General features: G+C 40.7%; 13 protein-coding genes and 1 pseudogene. 9 read left to right on the top strand and 5 right to left on the bottom strand.

The window, feature by feature from the left end; genetic code table 11:
* Positions 1–45: 45 nt before the first annotated feature.
* Entirely contained in the window at positions 46–1,599 is a 1,554-nt protein-coding gene (locus CTN07_RS18780; protein WP_005299177.1) for a BCCT family transporter, read from the bottom strand.
* A gap of 487 nt (positions 1,600–2,086) precedes the next feature.
* On the opposite strand from CTN07_RS18780, the gene CTN07_RS18775 reads away from it, so the two are divergent.
* The 5 genes from CTN07_RS18775 to CTN07_RS18755 all read left to right on the top strand — a co-directional run bounded on the left by CTN07_RS18775 (position 2,087) and on the right by CTN07_RS18755 (position 7,626).
* Positions 2,087–3,625: a DUF1800 domain-containing protein gene (locus CTN07_RS18775; protein ID WP_005299173.1), complete on the top strand. Its 1,539-nt coding sequence runs from the start codon at positions 2,087–2,089 to the stop codon at positions 3,623–3,625.
* Positions 3,622–4,932 (top strand): DUF1501 domain-containing protein, encoded by a 1,311-nt coding sequence (locus CTN07_RS18770; RefSeq protein ID WP_005299170.1) that lies wholly within the window; start codon positions 3,622–3,624, stop codon positions 4,930–4,932. Before CTN07_RS18775 ends, CTN07_RS18770 begins: the two co-directional genes overlap by 4 nt.
* Before the next feature lie 181 nt (positions 4,933–5,113).
* A complete protein-coding gene (locus tag CTN07_RS18765; protein WP_036763761.1) occupies positions 5,114–5,593 on the top strand; it encodes a DUF417 family protein in 480 nt (159 codons plus the stop codon).
* A gap of 136 nt (positions 5,594–5,729) precedes the next feature.
* On the top strand, positions 5,730–6,971 hold the full coding sequence (locus CTN07_RS18760) for an MFS transporter (protein ID WP_005299166.1): 1,242 nt from the start codon (positions 5,730–5,732) through the stop codon (positions 6,969–6,971).
* The gene (locus tag CTN07_RS18755) at positions 6,961–7,626 is read left to right on the top strand and encodes a peptidoglycan DD-metalloendopeptidase family protein (protein ID WP_005299164.1); all 666 of its coding nucleotides are present in this window, start codon (positions 6,961–6,963) and stop codon (positions 7,624–7,626) included. Before CTN07_RS18760 ends, CTN07_RS18755 begins: the two co-directional genes overlap by 11 nt.
* A 110-nt stretch (positions 7,627–7,736) precedes the next feature.
* On the opposite strand, the gene hrpA is transcribed toward CTN07_RS18755, so the two are convergent.
* On the bottom strand, positions 7,737–11,618 hold the full coding sequence (gene hrpA / locus CTN07_RS18750) for an ATP-dependent RNA helicase HrpA (RefSeq protein WP_417568652.1): 3,882 nt from the start codon (positions 11,616–11,618) through the stop codon (positions 7,737–7,739).
* A 372-nt stretch (positions 11,619–11,990) separates the two neighbouring features.
* Here hrpA and CTN07_RS18745 point away from each other — a divergent pair, with 372 nt between their 5' ends.
* The 4 genes from CTN07_RS18745 to CTN07_RS18730 all read left to right on the top strand — a co-directional run bounded on the left by CTN07_RS18745 (position 11,991) and on the right by CTN07_RS18730 (position 15,117).
* The gene (locus tag CTN07_RS18745; RefSeq protein ID WP_005299159.1) at positions 11,991–12,956 is read left to right on the top strand and encodes a zinc transporter ZntB; all 966 of its coding nucleotides are present in this window, start codon (positions 11,991–11,993) and stop codon (positions 12,954–12,956) included.
* Positions 12,957–13,037: 81 nt separating this feature from the next.
* Entirely contained in the window at positions 13,038–13,493 is a 456-nt protein-coding gene (locus CTN07_RS18740; RefSeq protein ID WP_036763757.1) for a tellurite resistance TerB family protein, read from the top strand.
* 158 nt (positions 13,494–13,651) lie between these two features.
* Complete coding sequence (locus CTN07_RS18735; protein ID WP_005299155.1) at positions 13,652–14,863, top strand: leucine-rich repeat-containing protein kinase family protein; 1,212 nt, start codon at positions 13,652–13,654, stop codon at positions 14,861–14,863.
* A gap of 20 nt (positions 14,864–14,883) precedes the next feature.
* On the top strand, positions 14,884–15,117 hold the full coding sequence (locus tag CTN07_RS18730) for a glutaredoxin family protein (protein WP_036763756.1): 234 nt from the start codon (positions 14,884–14,886) through the stop codon (positions 15,115–15,117).
* A gap of 187 nt (positions 15,118–15,304) precedes the next feature.
* Here the strand turns inward: CTN07_RS18730 and CTN07_RS18725 are convergent, their stop codons facing one another.
* From CTN07_RS18725 to CTN07_RS18715, 3 genes and pseudogenes are all read right to left on the bottom strand, one after another.
* The gene (locus CTN07_RS18725) at positions 15,305–16,135 is read right to left on the bottom strand and encodes an HNH endonuclease (protein ID WP_005299153.1); all 831 of its coding nucleotides are present in this window, start codon (positions 16,133–16,135) and stop codon (positions 15,305–15,307) included.
* Positions 16,132–17,463 (bottom strand): AAA family ATPase, encoded by a 1,332-nt coding sequence (locus CTN07_RS18720; protein WP_005299149.1) that lies wholly within the window; start codon positions 17,461–17,463, stop codon positions 16,132–16,134. Before CTN07_RS18720 ends, CTN07_RS18725 begins: the two co-directional genes overlap by 4 nt.
* 348 nt (positions 17,464–17,811) lie before the next feature.
* Positions 17,812–18,843, bottom strand: a pseudogene (locus CTN07_RS18715) (SNIPE associated domain-containing protein); the annotation flags it as partial.
* Positions 18,844–18,967 lie beyond the last annotated feature (124 nt).

The following is an 18,967-nucleotide window of genomic DNA, read 5'->3' as shown; positions in this document are numbered from 1 at the left end:
AAAACAAACTTTAAAATTAAAGCAGCTTTAAATATTCAGAATATGTTAGGCGGTTATTTCTGCAGTTTTAGCACAAGTCATTCGATAAGCTGCAAGCGGTCCACTGACTAAGGTAAAGGCAACCAAGATAGACACAGGCACTGCTGTAATAACAATAAATGATTGCAGCGCATTTAAGCCACCATCACCCGCTAGTAACAGAACAGCGGCAACACAGCCCATAGTAATCGCCCAGAACAAACGGTGCTTTGAACTTGGCTCATTATCACCAGAAACAACCATCGCAATGGAGTACGCCATAGAATCACCGGTGGTTACAACGAATGTCGTTGTTAGAACCAAAAATGCCGGTAATAAAATAGAACTTAAAGGTAATTGAGCCAGTGACGCTAACAACACAGCAGGTAGACCAGCATCATTTAATGGACCAGAAATGACACCAGGATCGTTAAGCTCAAGGAAAATACCCGTACCACCCAAAACAGAGAACCAGAAGTTGGTCGCTATCGGCGCACCAATTGCAACCGCGAAGACTAAGCCTCGGATACTACGACCTTCAGAGATACGAGCAATAAAGATAGCCATCATTGGAGCAAAACCAATAAACCATCCCCAGAAGAACCATGTCCACCATACATTCCACGCGGGTTTGCTATCGGCCAAACTCAAAGAAGAAATATGACCAAGGTAATCACCAAAGGCATAACCAAACTCTTTTAAAATAAATTGAGTTGGACCAAGCAGCAACATGGCTAATAGTAGACCAAAAGCCCCTACTACATTAAGGCGAGATAACCACTGTAATCCTTTATCCATTCCAGATGCCGCAGACAGTGAATACACAGCAACAACAATAGCAAGAATCACCAACTGAGACTGAACGTTATTTTCAAGCCCGGTTAATACTTCTAAGCTGTAACCAAGTTGTGAAGCAAGGAAACCAATAGGACCAATAGTACCTGCAGCAACAGCAATGATTGAACATGCATCAATAACGCTGCCTAACCAATGGTTTTCTAAGCGCTTACCAAAGATAGGGAAAAGCAATGCACGAGGGCGTAACTTAACCCCATGCTCGTGGTGTGCGTACATAAGAATGATGGTTGAAAGTGTTCCAAGTACCGCCCATGCTAAGAATCCCCAGTGTAGGAATGCCTGACTTAGTGCTGGCTCAACAGCCGCTTGTGTTGCACCTTCGATTCCGCCAAAACTTGGAGGAGGTGTAATGAAGTGGTAAATAGGTTCTGCTGCTGACCAAAATACTCCACCACCAGCAAGCAGTGTGCACATGATCATCGCAAGCCAACGGAAAGTACCGATGGTTGGTTTGGCTTGGTCACCCATTACTTTTTTCCCCATCGGGCTTAGAGCAACCAAAATAGCAATAATGAAGTTAATCAGCATCAGCCATTGCCAGCTGGTGCCAAATTCGTTCGCCGCAGATTCAAAGCCTGATTGAATTAAGGCTGTGAAACTCGATAGATCAACGAGTGCCGCGATTAGAAATAGAGCTATGAATCCAATCGTTAGAATTGGAACTAATTTTGTATCAACTTGAGGTGCTTTTTTAATGCCAGCACGGCAAGCAGTAGAATGCATAATAATCTCACTTGGTGTGTGAGGGGCAGCACATTATCAGCAAAAACCTAAGAAAACCAGTTAAATTTTTCTTTATATTTCAACATTTTTTACAATATACGTTAATTTAATGAGCATTTTTCTCAACATTTCAGTAAGTTATAAAAAACAGTATCAAAAACCATCACCGTATAAAAAAACATCATTTTTGAGGATGTTTTCTCGATTCTATTCCCGTGTGTTAGTTATTAATCAAGATTACAACTCTAAACATTTTATGTAATAAAAGATCGAACGCTATAAAAGCTTTCAACCAGAAGGTCCGACTTATTTTATATAAGAGTTCTCTTTTTTGACTCAAGATCAAATTCTTAATATTGCTAATCCTATCAATAAGTTGCTATTTTCCTCATCCGCTATTTCCGTATCGGATGCACGGATTAATTGGCAAATTAAAAATATGCATCTAATTTTATAAAAAATAATAAATTTAGCTTAGGTTATCTCTATGTCAGTACATTCATTGTATTTAAGTAAAAGTCAAAATGTCGCGTTTCTCTATCGCGCAACATTTGGTTCAACTCTTGATGATGTGACGCATCTACAAACCATTGGAGTCCAGCAATGGTTTGAGGAACAAAGTCAACGCCCCCCTTCTTATCATCTTCCAGTTATACAGCAAGCAACAGCTCTAGCTAATTTAGATAAACCCAATAGTACAATCCGTACTGGAGCTTGGTACCAACATGCACTTACGGCGCCCGATCAACTTCGCCAAAGAATGGCTTATGCTCTAAGTCAAATATTGGTGATATCACAACAAGGTCTTGGTAATCGCCATGATGAAATCGCCGCTTATTATGATCTTCTTGTTCAGCACAGCTTAGGCAATTTCAAAGATCTGTTAAGGGATGTTACGACAAATCCAATGATGGGCAGATATCTCACACTAAGGGGAAGTCGAAAGGCAAACCCAAAGAAAAATAGCTTCCCTGATGAGAATTATGCTCGAGAGGTTATGCAGCTGTTTACTCTTGGTTTATGGCGTTTAAACAATCGCGGTGAAGCTCTGCTTGATAGTAATGGGCAAAAAATACCAACCTATCAACAAGATGATGTACAAGAATTAGCCAGAGTATTAACTGGCTGGACTGGTGGTAGTTTACATGTTCCGATGTATGGAAAAGAAAAATTCCATGACTACGATGAAAAAGTCGTTTTAGGGCAAACATTCCCTGCTGGGCAAAATACGCAGCAAGATCTTGAGCAGGCCATTGAAGTACTATTCAACCACCCAAATACCCCTCCTTTTATCGCTAATTTATTAATTAAACGTTTTGTAACCAGTAACCCACGTCCAGAATATATTGAACGCGTGGCACAAACCTTTATAAATAACGGTATGGGTGTTCGGGGCGATTTAAAAGCAACGCTCTTCGCTATATTAACCGACGAAGATGCTCTCAATAGCATTGGCTCTCAAGGCAACCAATCAACCCTGCAGCAACATAATCATTTTGGGTTAATTAAAGAACCTATATTAATGATTACTAATCAAGCAAAAGCACTGGGTATGTCAACGATTGGTGATTATTGGCGAGATTTTATGTCCTCATCTCGAACCTTAGGCCAATCTCCTTTAAATTCAGAAACCGTATTTAATTTCTATTTGCCCGATTTTGCGCCGCAAGGAATTCTAGAAGAACGTGGATTAACATCACCAGAGGCTAGTTTATTAACGACATATCAAATGCAGATGATCCATAACAAAATCGTACAAAATATTGAGTCACACAAAAATAAGAAGAGTACTCAATGGCGTTATGACATCACTCCATTTTTAGCCGTACATCAAGATCCTGATGCTTATACTCAACTTATCAATGAACGCATCTTTTTAGGCTTGATGCCTGCTCGTGTACATCAGCAAATAGTAGAGGCACTCACTTTGCACATCCCTCTAAAGCAAGACCTACGTCGAGTAAAAACAACCTTATATATTGCCTTTACAGCACCAGAATTCTTTACTCAGGAGGCTTTAGCATGAAGATTTCTCGCCGTCGATTTTTGCAAAGTGCCGCCGCCGTATCCGCAACATCAGCATCGGTATTACCAAATATTGCCTTAGCAAGCTCTAGTATCTCCGACTATAAAGCACTTGTTGTGGTGTTTTTATATGGCGGTAATGATGCCTATAATATGATTGTGCCAACATCTCCTGATGCGTATCAGAGCTATTTATCAGCTCGACCTGCTCTTGGTTTAACTCAATCAGAAATTTTACCTTTATCATTACACAGTGAAAATCAAATTAGCTTGGGTATTCACAGTGCGATGTCCGATTTACTCCCTTTATTTGAATCTGGCCAAGCTTCAGTATTGCTCAATACAGGTCAGTTACTAACACCTGCAACCCGCTCAACGATTGCTGCTGGATTATCACCGCTTCCAGAATTTTTGATGGCGCATAATATGCAGCAAGATATGTGGCAAACAGGGGCGACAAATTACAATAATTCACTCGGGTGGGCTGGTAGAATGATGGATATGCTAGCTAACAATACCTCAATTTCTCCCCTTATCTCGCTTAACTCTCAAAGACGTTTTAATAGCGCAAAAAATCTGAGTCAAACCGTTATAAGTAGCCAAGGTGTTGGACAATACAGTTCATGGCATGACTCAGTAAGATTGGATGAGTATTTTGCTCATTTTAAAGCAGACTATGACAATGTTTATACACAACACTTTGCCAATACAATGAAAAAAAGTGTGAGTGAAAACACTGAACTTAAAAATGTGCTTGATGCGCACCCTTCTAGCATAGTGTATCCAGATTCTAAACTTGCAACGCAATTACAAATGGTTGCAAGGATGATTAGCGCAAGACAAAGTTTGGGCCACCAGCGTCAAGTCTTCTTTGTGGGGATCGGTGGATTTGATACTCATTTTAATCAAAAGCCAACACATCACGCTTTGTTACAGCAACTAGCTCAAGCTCTCGCACTATTTCAGCAAGATTTAGAGCAACAAGGTGTCACACAAAATGTTACTACTGTCACCATGTCTGATTTTGGTCGTCGCGTAATGGCAAATGAGTCAGGTACAGATCATGGATGGGCTGGACATCAGCTGATTCTCGGAGGGGCAATTAAGGGGCAGAAAGCTTATGGTACCTGGCCTGATTTAACACCTGGTAGTGAAAATGATTACAATAATGGTCGCATGATACCAACCATAGCGGCAGATCAGGTCCATGCAACTTTGTGCCGCTGGTTTGGCTTATCGGATCAACAAATACTAGAGTTGTTTCCTAATTTAATTAACTTCAGATCTCCTTATATTGACTGTTTATAAAACCAAGATCAGATTCAATTAAATGATAAAGGTTCGTTATTGTACGAGCCTTTGTTTTCAATAAGCACCAAAAATAACTGCACTTTGATTATAAGATATTCCAACTTGCCTTTCCTATTAATGAAAGATTTTTTCTCATCTCTTGGTCTTGGTTATCAAATATTATTAATGGAGAAAAAACATGGAATTGAAATCACAACAAGCAAGACCGACAGAATCGATTGGTTACTACATAGGTTTATTTGGCATTGTACTGGTGCTTTTCTGGATAGGAATTTACAAGTTCACACCAACAGAAGCCAAATTGATTGAACCTTTAGTCAAAAACCACTTTTTAATGAGCTGGTTATATCAAGTCTTTTCCATTCAAACAGTTTCTAACTTAGTTGGCAGTGCTGAAATTATTGTGGCTGCAGGTCTTATTTATGGCATCAAAAACGCAAAAGTTGGATTTATTTCAGGTATAGCAGCTAGCCTAATTTTTGTCGTTACATTAAGTTTTCTACTCACGACTCCCAATACATGGAAAGTCTCTGATGGTATCTTAGTGACTAACTTTTTCTTAGTGAAAGATGTTGTCTTTTTAGCTATCGCAGTTATGGTGGTTGAACGCAGTTGGAGTCGTTTAGATCTTCAAAACACAAGCCTTCAAAATAAATAGATCTTAGCTGTACTCCCATAAAACCAGTATATCCCCTAGCACTCAGCTTTTAGTTCAAATCGCTGGGGGATATATAATTTCTTGCCAATTACTAATACCTGATTAAAATACTCAGCTTCTACTATGGAGGCTTGATGTGAATAGCTTAACCCAACCGATTGAGGCAAAGTTCTCTCCCTTTTCCTTATTTACCCTGTATTTGATCATATTTTTAGGCTCTGCTGGATTTTTTATCACAATTCCTGCTTATGTCAGCCTCTTTCTTACCGATCACTCCTTAGCTATTGCGCAAAATATGCCAATAGAACAGCGCCGAGAATTATTCGGAACGGTTATGTCTGCGGCCCCTTTTATCTCGATGTTTTTCACCCCGCTACTGGCCAGATTGGCAGACCACTTTGGTCGAAAAATAATGATGGCAATCTGTCTGCTTATCGCTGGAGTCGGCTTTATTCTTCCCGTTTACGCCATTGCACTAGGTTCCGTTGTTTTGCTCTTTGCTGGTAATATGATCAATAGCTTAGGTTCGGCCAGTCAACCAATGGCGCAAGCGGTTCTCAGTGATAACAGCGAAGGAAAAAATAAAGCGGCACTGATGAGCTTGGTCGCTGTCGTTATGACCGCTGCTATGTCGTTTGGCCCCGCACTTGGCAGTAAACTTACCGCTATGTATGGCGCAGAAGGCCCTTTTTATGCGTGTCTATTTATTGCGCTGATTTGCTTGGCGTTATTGCAGAACGTAAGGCTACCTAAGCAACATAAAGCCGATTCTGATAATCCACTCTCCTTTGTGGCGCCATTACAACGTAGTCAATCGGGTCTGATTAAGAGCCTTGCTATCGTCTTTCTTGGTCAATTTAGCTGGAGTCTGTATTTCCAAAATATCTCCTTTATCTTTCCCCAAAAATGGCAGTTGGAAGTCAGTGGCAGTTTCTATCAAAATTACATGATTGCGATTGGTATTGTTATGATCATCGCGCTCTTAGTCCTTCCTAAATGGATACTCAGCCGTTGGAGTGTGACTAAAGCATTACGTATAACTCTCTTATTTTCCGCTTTGGGTATGGCTACATTAGCACTGACCCCAACACCGTTAACTCATACTATTGCTATGGTGGTTACAGCAACGTTTGTGGCAATTTCATTTCCTCTCTATATCACCAGCCTATCTAACCGCGCTAGTGATATCGATCAAGGATGGGCAATGGCGATGTCGAGTGCTATGGTAGGCTTAGCTTGGACTTTGACCGGATATTTAACCGCAGTATTGGTTAATATAAGTCTAATGTTACCCACTTGGATTGCAGTTATCGGTTATATTGCGGCCAGTTTCTTAGTGCCAAAAATGCTGAATAAGGAGATGGTTGATGCTCAATGATCTATTAAAAAATCACCGTTTTCACCCTGTTGTTCCTAAAGAACGGCAATTTGGTCGAGCGCTGATTGTTGACCTCTCGCCAAGTAGTGAGATTTGGCAACATGTCACCGAACAACACAGCTTTTCTGATGAAATGGCACAACGGGCCGTGGCAATAGAAGCTCAAGTGGTGATCGGGCGCTACAATGAGCAACGTTTGATCTACCAAGATACCGATAATTTTGCCGGACAAGAGCACCGTACGGTTCATATAGGGATTGATCTTGGTCTGCCTGCGCTCACACCAATCTATGCGCCCTACACTGCTCAAGTTCACAGCGTTGCAAATCATAATAATGACGGTGATTATGGCCCTACGGTTATTTTATGCCACCAGCTTGAAGGCCAGAAATTTTATACTTTATATGGTCACCTTCACTGGGAAAGTGTAAAAGCGTTATCGGTCGGACAAACAATTAAAACCGGTGAAGCCTTTGCCAGTATCGGAACACCAGAAGAGAACGGTGGTTGGGCGCCTCACCTACATTTACAAGTAATAAAAGATATGGGTAAACACCATAGTGACTATCCTGGTGTAGTTGATCCCAAGCAGCTCGACTTTTACCTCGATAATTGCCCCGACCCCAATCTGATTTTAGGACGCGAAGATCTTTAGTCTCGGCACTAAAATCTAGCTATCAAATATCACACCTAATAAAAAAACCGCCAATATTGAATCATCAACATTGGCGGTTTTATTTTCTAGAATAGAAGGCTATTTATCGCCTAACACTCATTAATTGCATTGCGAATACGCTTATCTGAGATCGGATATGGCGTACCTAATTGCTGCGCAAAATATGAAACACGCAACTCTTCAATCATCCAACGGATCTCTTTCACATTCTCTGGAATTGGCTGTCCTTTCGGGATCTTATTGAGCAACTCTTTGTACTCATTAACCATAGATTCCACTTTAAGAATATGAACACGGTCTTTATTCGGATCGATTGGCAGTTTTTCTAAACGACGCTCAATCGCACGCATATAACGTAAGATATCAGGCAGACGTTTCCAACCACATTCAGTTGCAAAGCCTTTAAAGATCAACCCTTCAAGCTGCGCTTTAATATCAGATAATGCAAATGCCATAGTCAGATCGACTCGGCCTTTCAAACGCTTATTAATGTTAAAGGCTGTTGTGAGGATCTCTTCTACTTGCTTAGCAATTTCTACTACAGTATCGCCAAGCTCTGCACGTACGTAATCTTTTAGCGCCTCAAACGCCTCAGGTTGCCATACAATACCGCCCTTTTGTTCAATCAGCTTATCGATACCACAAGCAATACAGTCATCAATCAGATCCAATACGCGGCCATAAGGGTTAAAGTACAAACCTAACTTCGATTTGTTTGGTAAGTTATCGTGCAAGTACTTAATTGGTGATGGAATATTTAACAAAATCAAACGGCGTTGACCTTGTTGCATAGCACGATGCTGCTCTTCTTCGGTTTCAAATAACTTGATACCAACCGAATCGTTATTATCAACAATCGCTGGATAAGCGCGAACCTCAAAGCCACCTCGTTTTTGCTGGTAACGCTCAGGCAACGTACCAAAACTCCACGTCTTTAAGCCTTCTTGTTCGATATCATCATCAGCCACTTGAGACAACGTCTGCTGCACTTTCTCTTTTAAGCTGTCTTTTAGCTCGTACAGATCTTTGTTCTCACGGAGCTTACGATTACGATGATCAACGGCTCTAAAAGTAATTTTTAGGTGATCTGGGATCTGATCGAGGTTCCAGTCTTCACGTAAAATCGTCACACCAGTAATGCGTTTTAGCTCTTTTTCCATACTGTCGAGTAATGGCGCTTCCATCACTTTAGTGCGAGACAAGAAAGCATCGGCATAGTTTGGCGCAGGCACAAAGTTACGGCGTAATGTTTTTGGTAGTGATTTAATCAAAGCAACCACCAACTCATGACGAAGACCTGGGATCTGCCAATCAAAACCATCAGGCTCAACTTGGTTTAAAATCGCCAACGGCACATGTACGGTCACACCATCGTTATCTTCACCTGGCTCAAACTGATAGCTCAATTTCAGTTTTAAGTTACCTTGATGCCAGAAGTTTGGATAATCGAGATCGGTAACGTGGCTTGCATCATTACGGAACAGCATTTCACGTTCAAAGTTCAATAACTCAGGGTTCTCTTTCGAGGCTTTTTTCCACCAAGTATCGAAGTGACGACCCGACACAACCGAAAGATCAATACGCTGATCGTAGAACTCAAACAACTGCTCATCATCGATCAAAATATCACGACGACGAGATTTGTGTTCCAACTCTTCCACTTCACGTAACAGCTTACGGTTTTGTTGGAAGAACTTATGTTTGGTATCCCAATCCCCTTCCACCAGTGCAGAACGGATGAAGATCTCACGGGAAATTGTAGGATCAATACGGCCGTAGTTAACTTTGCGTTTAGCAACAACCGGAATTCCGTATAACGTCACTTTTTCAAACGCATGAACAGCAGCAGATTTTTTCTCCCAATGCGGTTCACTATAACTGCGTTTTAATAGGTGTTGTGCTAATGGCTCGACCCACTCAGGCTGAATTTTAGCGGCAATTCGACCCCATAAACGAGAGGTTTCAACCAGCTCAGCCACCATAACCCACTTAGGCTGTTTTTTGAAAATACCAGAACCAGGGAAGATATTGAAACGGGCATTACGAGCGCCTTGGTATTCGTTCTTCTCTTGATCTTTCATACCAATATGCGACAACAAGCCCGATAGCAACGACATGTGCACAGCATCATAACCAGCTTCAGTGTCATTAATACGCAGTTCCAGTTCACGTACCACTTGGCGCACTTGGAAGTGAATATCTTGCCACTCACGGATGCGTAAGTAGTTAAGGTAATCTTTCTTACACTGCTTACGGAATTGATTACCCGACAATGCCTTTTGCTGCTCTTGAACGTAATCCCAAAGGTTCACAAACGTCATAAAGTCAGATTCTTTATCGTAGAATCGACGATGCTTTTCATCCGACGCTTGCTGTTTCTCCATCGGACGTTCACGAGGGTCTTGAATCGACAACGCAGAGGCAATGATCATTACTTCACGTAAGGCATTATTTTTCGGTGCTTCTAACACCATACGAGCCAAACGCGGGTCAATAGGTAAACGGGCTAATTGGCGACCAACCGACGTTAAGCGCTTACGTGGATCTTTGGCATTTGCATTAATTGCACCTAGCTCTTCCAATAAGCGTACACCGTCTTGAATATTGCGGTTATCTGGCGCTTCAACAAATGGGAAAGCCTGGATATCACCCAAACCAATTGCGGTCATTTGCAAAATAACAGACGCTAGGTTGGTACGCAGAATTTCTGGATCGGTAAACTCTGGGCGAGATAGGAAATCTTCTTCAGAGTAAAGACGAATACAGATACCCTCTTGCACACGACCACAACGACCTTTACGCTGATTGGCACTGGCCTGAGAAATCGGCTCAATTGGCAGACGCTGAACTTTAGTACGGTAGCTGTAACGGCTAATACGTGCTGTACCTGGGTCGATAACATACTTAATGCCCGGTACTGTTAGCGAGGTTTCTGCAACGTTGGTTGAGAGAACGATACGACGACCCGTATGAGGCTGGAATACGCGGTTTTGCTCACCAGCCGACAAACGGGCAAACAGCGGAACAATTTCGGTATCACGCAGTTTTCGTTTCTCTAACGCATCGGCAGTATCACGGATCTCACGCTCACCATTCATAAAGATCAGAATATCGCCCTGACCTTCATCACACAGCTCATCAACCGCATCAAAAATGGCTTCAAGTTGATCGCGATCGGTATCGTCACTGTCTTCAACAATCGGACGGTAACGTACATCTACCGGATAAGTACGACCAGATACTTCAATAATTGGCGCATTATTAAAATGCTTTGAGAAACGTTCTGGGTCGATAGTTGCCGACGTAATGATAACTTTTAAATCAGGACGCTTTGGTAATAACTCGCGTAAGTAACCCAAAATAAAATCAATGTTTAAGCTACGTTCGTGCGCTTCATCGATAATAATGGTGTCGTACTGATTAAGGTAACGGTCGTGCTGAATTTCAGCCAGCAAGATACCGTCTGTCATCAACTTAATTTGGCTACGGTCAGAAACTTGATCGTTAAAACGAACCTTATAACCCACATAAGAGCCCATTTCACATTCAAGTTCTTCGGCAATACGCGAAGCAACAGAACGGGCAGCAAGACGACGAGGCTGAGTATGACCAATCATACCTTTCACACCACGGCCTAACTCTAAGCAAATTTTAGGAAGCTGAGTGGTTTTACCTGAACCTGTTTCACCCGCCACAATCACAACTTGGTTATGTTTGATCGCTTCTGCAATATCGTCTTTTTTCTGACTAACAGGCAATAATTCAGGGTACGTTACGGTTGGACGCTGAGTACGACGCAGCTCAACCACACTCATCGATTTTGCAATATCGGTTGCAATTTCATCGAAAACAGCGTGTTTGGCTTGGTCATTTTTGATTCGTGCTGCGCCTTGCAAACGTCTGTGCAAGCGGAACTGATCGCGCATCATGCAATCTTTTATCGCAGCCTTTAGCGTCTTTTCATTATTCAAAGCGCTAGATTGAGAGTGATTAGACTGGCTCAATGGAATTCCTGATATCAATTTTCGGAGAACTGACTCGCCAAAACTGAGTATGCTCTATCCCCTAAATTTAGGGCGCAAATAGCGAGTCATTTAAATTCTAAATTTTGCCAATTCTATCACAGATTTACTTCTTGGAGAGATGAGAAAGCATTTCGTTTAGAAAAAGACTGTTACCAAAACGACAACGGTGATTTATTCAGCAATATATAACTTAATTTCATATTTCACTGGATGATAATTCATGAGATACGTTAAGCTTAGGTCATGATAATTAAGCATATCCTCTCGCTATTTTGGATAAATTAACTGTAACGCTTATGGATATCGATGGAGTGTGTCATGGCCAATTGCTTTGTATATAGCTACGTTTTAAACGGCAAATTAAAATACAGTCAGCTCACCTTAGAACAGATCAATGATTGGGATGATGAAGATGGCTTATTGTGGCTGCATCTAAACTACAACTCACCCGATGCTCAAGAGTGGATCAAAAATAGCGACTTGCCTGATATTGAGAAGGACTCTTTGCTTGCATCTCGTATTCGTCCCCGAGCCAACCGTTCTAAAGATGGGTTGTTCCTCGCTCTTCGTGCCATCAATTTAAATGACAGCCCAAAAGAAGATGATATGACATCGGTGCGAGGCTATTTTACTAAGCATCTTATTGTAACAACCTCAAACCACGACATTGATTCTCTACAAAGCATTGCTAATCATATCCGCGATGGTTTTGGTCCGAAAAATACCGGCAGCTTTATTGTTTCTCTTTGTGATCATCTTGCTAGTCATAAAATGAACCTTATCGATGTCTTAGATGATCAAGTCACCGACCTTGAAGATCGTATTCTTGCTAAAGCAGATCCTGATTTGCGCAGTGATGTTGCCGTAATCCGTCGTCAAACTGTATACACCCGCCGTTATGTTGCCCCTCAACGTGATGCTCTTGCTAAATTGATGACAACAGAAACGCCATTATTGAGCTTAACGGATCGTCAAAAACTGCACGAAGTTAACGATAAGCTTAGCCATGTTCTCGATGATCTTAACTCGATCCGCGAGCGTGCGAATGTGACTCAAGAAGAGTTAATGAGTTTACAGTCGGAGTCTTTAAACCAGCGTGTTTATTTCCTCTCTTTGGTCACCACCATATTCTTACCATTAGGATTTCTAACTGGTTTGCTTGGCGTAAACTTAGGAGGTATTCCGGGCGCACAAGATGGTCGAGCCTTTACCATTTTCTGCATTTTACTCGCGTTTGTGTTTATGCTGCAGTTGCTGTTTTTCTATCGTAGAAAATGGATATAGTGTCTAACTATAAAGAATAAATAGGAACTTTTGATTGTATAACCGTTCTAATTAACTAGAGATAAGTAACAGAGAGCAAATATGTTTACAAAGCTACGCACCCTACTTCGCCAAGTCATGAACGATGGCACCGATGCTGGGACAATGGATAGTCTCTCTATGAATTTAGCAATGGCCTCTTTACTGTGTGAAGTTGCTAATGCTGACCATGCTAAAGATCCACGTGAAGAACAAGCAAAAGTACAACTATTAACGAAACTGCTGGAAGTGGACGAGCAGCAAGCACAACATCTACTCAATGAAGGTGAGCTGCGCAGTGAAAATGCGGTTTCTTTGTATGAGTTTACTAATAAGTTACGCGCATTAGAGCAAGAAGCCCGTTATGAATTGGTTGAAGCTATGTGGCAAGTCGCCTATGCAGACGGTGTAATTGATCCTATGGAAGAAGCGGTGATCCGCCAAGTAGCAGAATTGATTTATCTGGATCACTCAGAGTTTATTCGAGCAAAATTAAGCGCACAAAAACTGGCTCAGTAATGCCTCTCCTGCCATTTTACTTAAAGCGGAAATCGTCTTGGTTTTCGCTTTACCCTCAAGCGATATCTTACTCATTGAGTTATATTTAGTTAAACCGATCACATTTTCTTTCCCTTAGGCTAAAATACCGCTTCAATTTTAGTTATTAGGATTTTGTGGTGCAGACTCTCGCTCAGCTTAAAGCCGGTGAATTACGCGGTATTACTCATTTAAAGATTTCAGAACAACTGACTGAGTTTCCAATGGAGATTTTAGATCTTGCCGAAACGTTAGAAGTGTTGGATCTATCAGGCAATCAACTGAATGCTTTTCCTGCTGAGTTTGCTCAATTAACAAAATTAAAGATTGTCTTTGCATCGAATAATCCATTTACCACCTTGCCAGAGGTTCTTGGTCGCTGCCCTAACCTTGAGATGATTGGGTTTAAAAGCTGTGCCATTAAAGAAGTGCCAGCAAACTCGCTTCCTCCTAAATTACGTTGGTTGATTTTAACCGACAATAATATTGAGCAGTTGCCTGACACGTTAGGCCAATGCGTTCATCTGAAAAAGCTCGCGCTAGCTGGCAACCAACTCACTTCATTACCACAGAGCATGTTACACTGTCACGAATTAGAATTGGTTCGCATCTCTGCAAATCAGTTAACTGAGTGTCCTGATCAGTTATTAAACTTACCTAAGCTGGCTTGGTTTGCGTTCTCGGGCAACCCGTTTTCACAGCATAACCTAGAGTTAGATACTGTACCTTGTGTTGATTTTTCGCAATTAGAACTGCATCACGTGTTGGGTCAAGGCGCATCTGGAGTGATCTCGAAAGCGACCTGGACTCATAATGAACATCAGTTACCCGATGAAGTTGCAGTGAAAGTGTTTAAAGGTGAAGTCACCAGTGACGGTTATCCAAATGATGAACTGCAAGCGTGCTTAAAGGCGGGTTCTCATCCCAACTTGGTAAAATCTCTGGCTCAAGTGCAGCAGCCTGATAATCTGGCTCTAATTATGGATTTAATCCCGAGCCATTATCAAAATCTGGGCTTGCCTCCTACTCTAGTAACTTGCACCCGAGATACTTTTCCAGCCGATTTCTCACTAGAGCAAACGCAAATAGATAAAATCGTGCAGCAGATGCGAGATGTCTTTACTCATCTTCATCAAAATAAGGTGTGTCATGGTGATCTGTATGCGCACAATACGCTATTTGATCGTGATGCGAATATTTTGGTGGGTGATTTTGGTGCCGCTTCGATGTACCACATGCTATCAGAGTCGCAACAGCAACAAATTCGTCAGATTGAACAACGAGCGTTAGAGCATTTTATTGATGATCTTGCCTCTATTTGTGTTCAAACTCCTGATAAGATTGTGGCTTAATATAACAATGAGAACTCAGTATGAAACGTGTCGTTCTATATACAAAAAGTCAGTGTCCACACTGTAAAGATGCTCAACGCTATCTTGATGCGAAGAAGATCCCATATCGTTTAACCGATGCCATGCAACCAAGAGGCCGCAAAGAATTGCAAGCGCTTGGTGCCCGAAGTATTCCGGTATTAAAGATTGGTGATCAGGTGATGGTTGGTTGGAACCAAAAGAATTTTGATAAGATCTTTAATTCAAAAGATTAATCAGCAAAAGGATCTTTTATAAGATCCTTTTTTGTATCTATTAAATTTAGGGATCGCTTTGGGTGAGTTAGCTGAATAGCTTACTCGCTTGTGGACAAAAATAAGTTACACATTCCTAAAGGTTGTAAAAGCAACACATGGCTGCGTATCGAAACAACATGCATTCGTAGGTTATTAACACATTCAGTTAAACTACTAGGGCTGGCAATAATGAACCAACATTTACACAATGCTGCTGTGCAAAGTGTTTAATAGCATAAGGATTTACTTTGATATTCTGATTCATGACCCTTGCGACAAACATATTATATGGGCGGTTAAGACCTAAAAATCCTGTTGCTATCCTGTAACACAAAGAACCGACCTTAGAATCTAACTCATCTGCGAAGTTTAAGTTGATAACATTATGATTTCTATATTCGCTGCGCAACTTTCTGTATGCATCAAACCACTCTTCACTCGTAAAAATATCCCTAATAGCATCCCAATGAGCTTTACGCGCTAATACATAATCCGAACTATTCAAAAAGTGCGTAGTCGTCTGGGCTTTAAGCACAGTATTTCCCCTCTCTGTTACAACAGATTCAGATGTAAACGGGTCAAATGTGATAAATTGATCTACTTGTGCTCTTGTAGGATCTAACAACAAAATATCGATAACTTTATTATGATCGGTCGTATCAAGCTCTTTATACGTATGCCTCTTCTTTTTTTGATTACATTCTTTGCATGATTGGTGCAAATTTTCCCAGTCGTAAGCCCGCTCTGGAAAATGTTTACTCCAGGGTAATAAGTGCTCTACATCATAGTTATCTTTCACACTCTTCTGACATAGGAAGCAAACGTCTTTATAAAGAGTCTCTAAAGCCAGTTTTACACTGTCATGCCGATATAAACCCTTTCTTATGTCTGTACCATTCGCTATTGCTTGCTTTGCATTATCAAACTCAGCTTGATTTGCATATAAAGTTGCTAGCTTTTGAGGAACTTGAATCGAGTTTCGATTAATGTATCTCACTGCAATCCCCCAATAAACTCTTCATCAGCAACCGTCATGACAATTTTATTTAACTCACGATCTAATGACTCTGATTTAGTAATCAGTTGGTCGTAAATAGCACGAGCAACTACATTATTGCTTTCGTTAAGTGCTCGCTTTAACTCAACTAGCTTATCTTTTACTATCGGTGAAAAGCCTTGATCTTGTCCGAAGACTTTAAGAGCTACCTCATTTATATCGTAATAACTGAAGTCATCGTCCAATACCTCACCTGACGGCAATTTCACTACAAGAGAGTTTTCCCCTAACGAACGAATGAGATATGGACTGTGAGTAGTAATGATAAACTGGATATTAGGAAAGAAATCTAAGAACCAAGGCAGTACTCTTTCTTGAAATGATGGGTGGTAATTCATGTCCATCTCGTCAATAAAAACAATCCCGCCCACATTTCTTATCAGCTCTGGTGCAATGTTTCTAGCAAGTTCTTTCATCTGTATCAATATATTGATAGCCGTTACAAACCAATCGCTTTGACCAGCAGATAATGACGCTAATTCAGGTACATTTGGGAATGAGATACATTTGTTTGGGAACTCTTGCACAACAAAAGTACCATTAGCAGCTGGCTCAATGGTGCTCAGTATTTCCCTGAAATTATTGAATAGCGAATAGGTAGTGTCACTATTATTCGAAGAGTCTATCAGATGATCTAATACAACATCTAAAAAATAGGAGTTTGTTTTTTCAATTCCAGAAGCAACACGCATAGGGAATTTTCGTTTACCTATAATATTATGACCCGTTGCTACAACATCCTGATTTTCAGACAGACTTTCTCTTTCCCAAGTAGGCGTTTCTGTTCTATTAAACGGTCTAAATAGTACAACGTTTTGACGAACAAGGTCTGGGTTATAAGAATCTAAATTACGAAAATTACTCTGCCCTAATAAGAATTTAATATCTTCGCTATAGAAGATATTAAATGTAGTTCTCAGTAATTGCTTATTTTCTTCAGATAAGTCCTCTAGTGAAGGTACTATAGCCCTATCTGACTTTATTACAGCATCATTTTCTGATAAAGATAACGAAAGCAATGAGAATCGCTCATCAGCACTAACTGATGTAGAAACATGGTTTAAGTTATCAACATAACGATCTTGCCCATCACTCGGAGAAGTGACACCGCTTGTTTGACGTAAGTTTGCATATAACGCCGATAATAGAGATGATTTATTCGCTCCGTTCTCTCCGACAAAACAGATCACGCGGTTATCTGCGGGAATATCCAAGTCTAGATTACGTATCTTCTTAAAATTTTTGACGTTGATTTTTGAAATTTTCATTTAATTGCTTCTTTAGTTATTTAAAATTACCTAGTGTGCAGCTCTTCAAGATAGCCATCATTATTCAAACGATTATTGGGCAGTTTATTTCTCTGGATTCAAGTGAATCTAATCAACAGGTTCACAGTTCCTAATATGATATACCGATGTTCTATGTATCGCTTTCTTGCTACCGATAATACATCAACGCGATCTTAATAAAGAGTTTCTTTAGTATACTTTTTCTTCTTATGATACATACTAAAAACATTGCGATAAAATGACTCACTTCTCAACCGCTAACACATTTCGGGGCAAAACTGAGCTAACTGTATTAGCTAGCTCGATGATACCAATGCCTCTATATCTTCAAATACACTCGGCAAATTCAGGCTGCTTTGTCTTAGTTATATCTGTGATAGCACCAAGTTCCATTGCTTCTTTTAACTCAGCTTGTTTACGCATTGCTTTAGTTTCATTAAAGTCCTGCGCGACAGCAGTTTCAATGAATTCAGCATCATCAATATCGAATTTTTTAACAGCTTGCTTGATATCAGACAACGCTACTTGGAAAAACTCTTTACGGCGATTCACCATGTTCAGACGATTATTATCGAATATACGGTGCAACTCTTTCTCAAGAGAAGGTGCGTCATTAGTGTGAATCATAGCGTGAACATCAAAACTGAATGGTACAGAAGCGTCTCCTAACTCCTTCACTCTATCCATTGGTTCGAGTCGACGGGTCATACCAATCTTATAAACATTTTCTCCAAACGAGCCAATATTACTAATAATATAAACGTAACCTTGCTTAGTTTGCTCTGCCATACTCTGTGCTCGTTGATGTTTTTGCTCTGCAGCCTCAAGATCTGCCTGTAGTTGTGTAATCTGCTCTTCCAGTTTACTACGAGCTTCATCATTCGCTGACTCAAGCTGTTTTCTGGCGATCACAAGAGCTTTAGAAAAACGAGCTTCTTCTTTGATGGCTTCTTGTTCCGCTTTCTTAATCTCAGCTTCAACCTTCGCTTCTTCACGCATTTGAGCTTTAATTTCAGCCTGCTCTTCTTTCTCTCGTTGTTTCTTCTCTTTGTACTCGTGAGTCAGGCGAAGTTCCTCAATTTTAAATTGCAGATACTTATTTGAAATGATAATCATGTTGGACTCATTCAGCTTATTAATTGCTTCAAAGGCCTTATTGATTCGCTCCTCCATCTTGGTAGCATTTTTCCATGTACAGTTGGCGATGGCAGCTTCACATTCATTATTGAATGCACGAGCTGTGAGCCTAATGCCTCGTTCAGTCATCTTCTTACCTTCGACTTTTGAGTTACCTACCGTCCACTCTGTAGTGCAGTAAATGGCTCCAGAGGTATTCTTCAGACGCAGAAGGTCTTTTTGTAGTGGTACATTAAATTTGGCCACCTACTCAGAGGTGATATCATCACCTCTTAACATGAATAGGTGACATCATGACAAAACGAACAAGACGATTATTTAGTGCTGAATTTAAATTAGAAGCGGC

Origin of the sequence: Photobacterium damselae (genome assembly GCF_003026815.1) — a bacterium.
GTDB lineage: Bacteria > Pseudomonadota > Gammaproteobacteria > Enterobacterales > Vibrionaceae > Photobacterium > Photobacterium damselae.
The sequence above is the reverse complement of the archived record's forward strand: the minus strand, read 5'-3'. Positions and strand labels throughout refer to the sequence as shown.

What these genes read in the sequence shown, in the direction of transcription:
- CTN07_RS18780 (WP_005299177.1), bottom strand. Translation starts at nt 1,599, where the DNA reads ATGCATTCTACTGCTTGCCGTGCTGGCATTAAAAAAGCACCTCAAGTT.
- CTN07_RS18775 (WP_005299173.1), top strand. Translation starts at nt 2,087, where the DNA reads ATGTCAGTACATTCATTGTATTTAAGTAAAAGTCAAAATGTCGCGTTT.
- CTN07_RS18770 (WP_005299170.1), top strand. Translation starts at nt 3,622, where the DNA reads ATGAAGATTTCTCGCCGTCGATTTTTGCAAAGTGCCGCCGCCGTATCC.
- CTN07_RS18765 (WP_036763761.1), top strand. Translation starts at nt 5,114, where the DNA reads ATGGAATTGAAATCACAACAAGCAAGACCGACAGAATCGATTGGTTAC.
- CTN07_RS18755 (WP_005299164.1), top strand. Translation starts at nt 6,961, where the DNA reads ATGCTCAATGATCTATTAAAAAATCACCGTTTTCACCCTGTTGTTCCT.
- CTN07_RS18745 (WP_005299159.1), top strand. Translation starts at nt 11,991, where the DNA reads ATGGCCAATTGCTTTGTATATAGCTACGTTTTAAACGGCAAATTAAAA.
- CTN07_RS18740 (WP_036763757.1), top strand. Translation starts at nt 13,038, where the DNA reads ATGTTTACAAAGCTACGCACCCTACTTCGCCAAGTCATGAACGATGGC.
- CTN07_RS18730 (WP_036763756.1), top strand. Translation starts at nt 14,884, where the DNA reads ATGAAACGTGTCGTTCTATATACAAAAAGTCAGTGTCCACACTGTAAA.
- CTN07_RS18720 (WP_005299149.1), bottom strand. Translation starts at nt 17,463, where the DNA reads ATGAAAATTTCAAAAATCAACGTCAAAAATTTTAAGAAGATACGTAAT.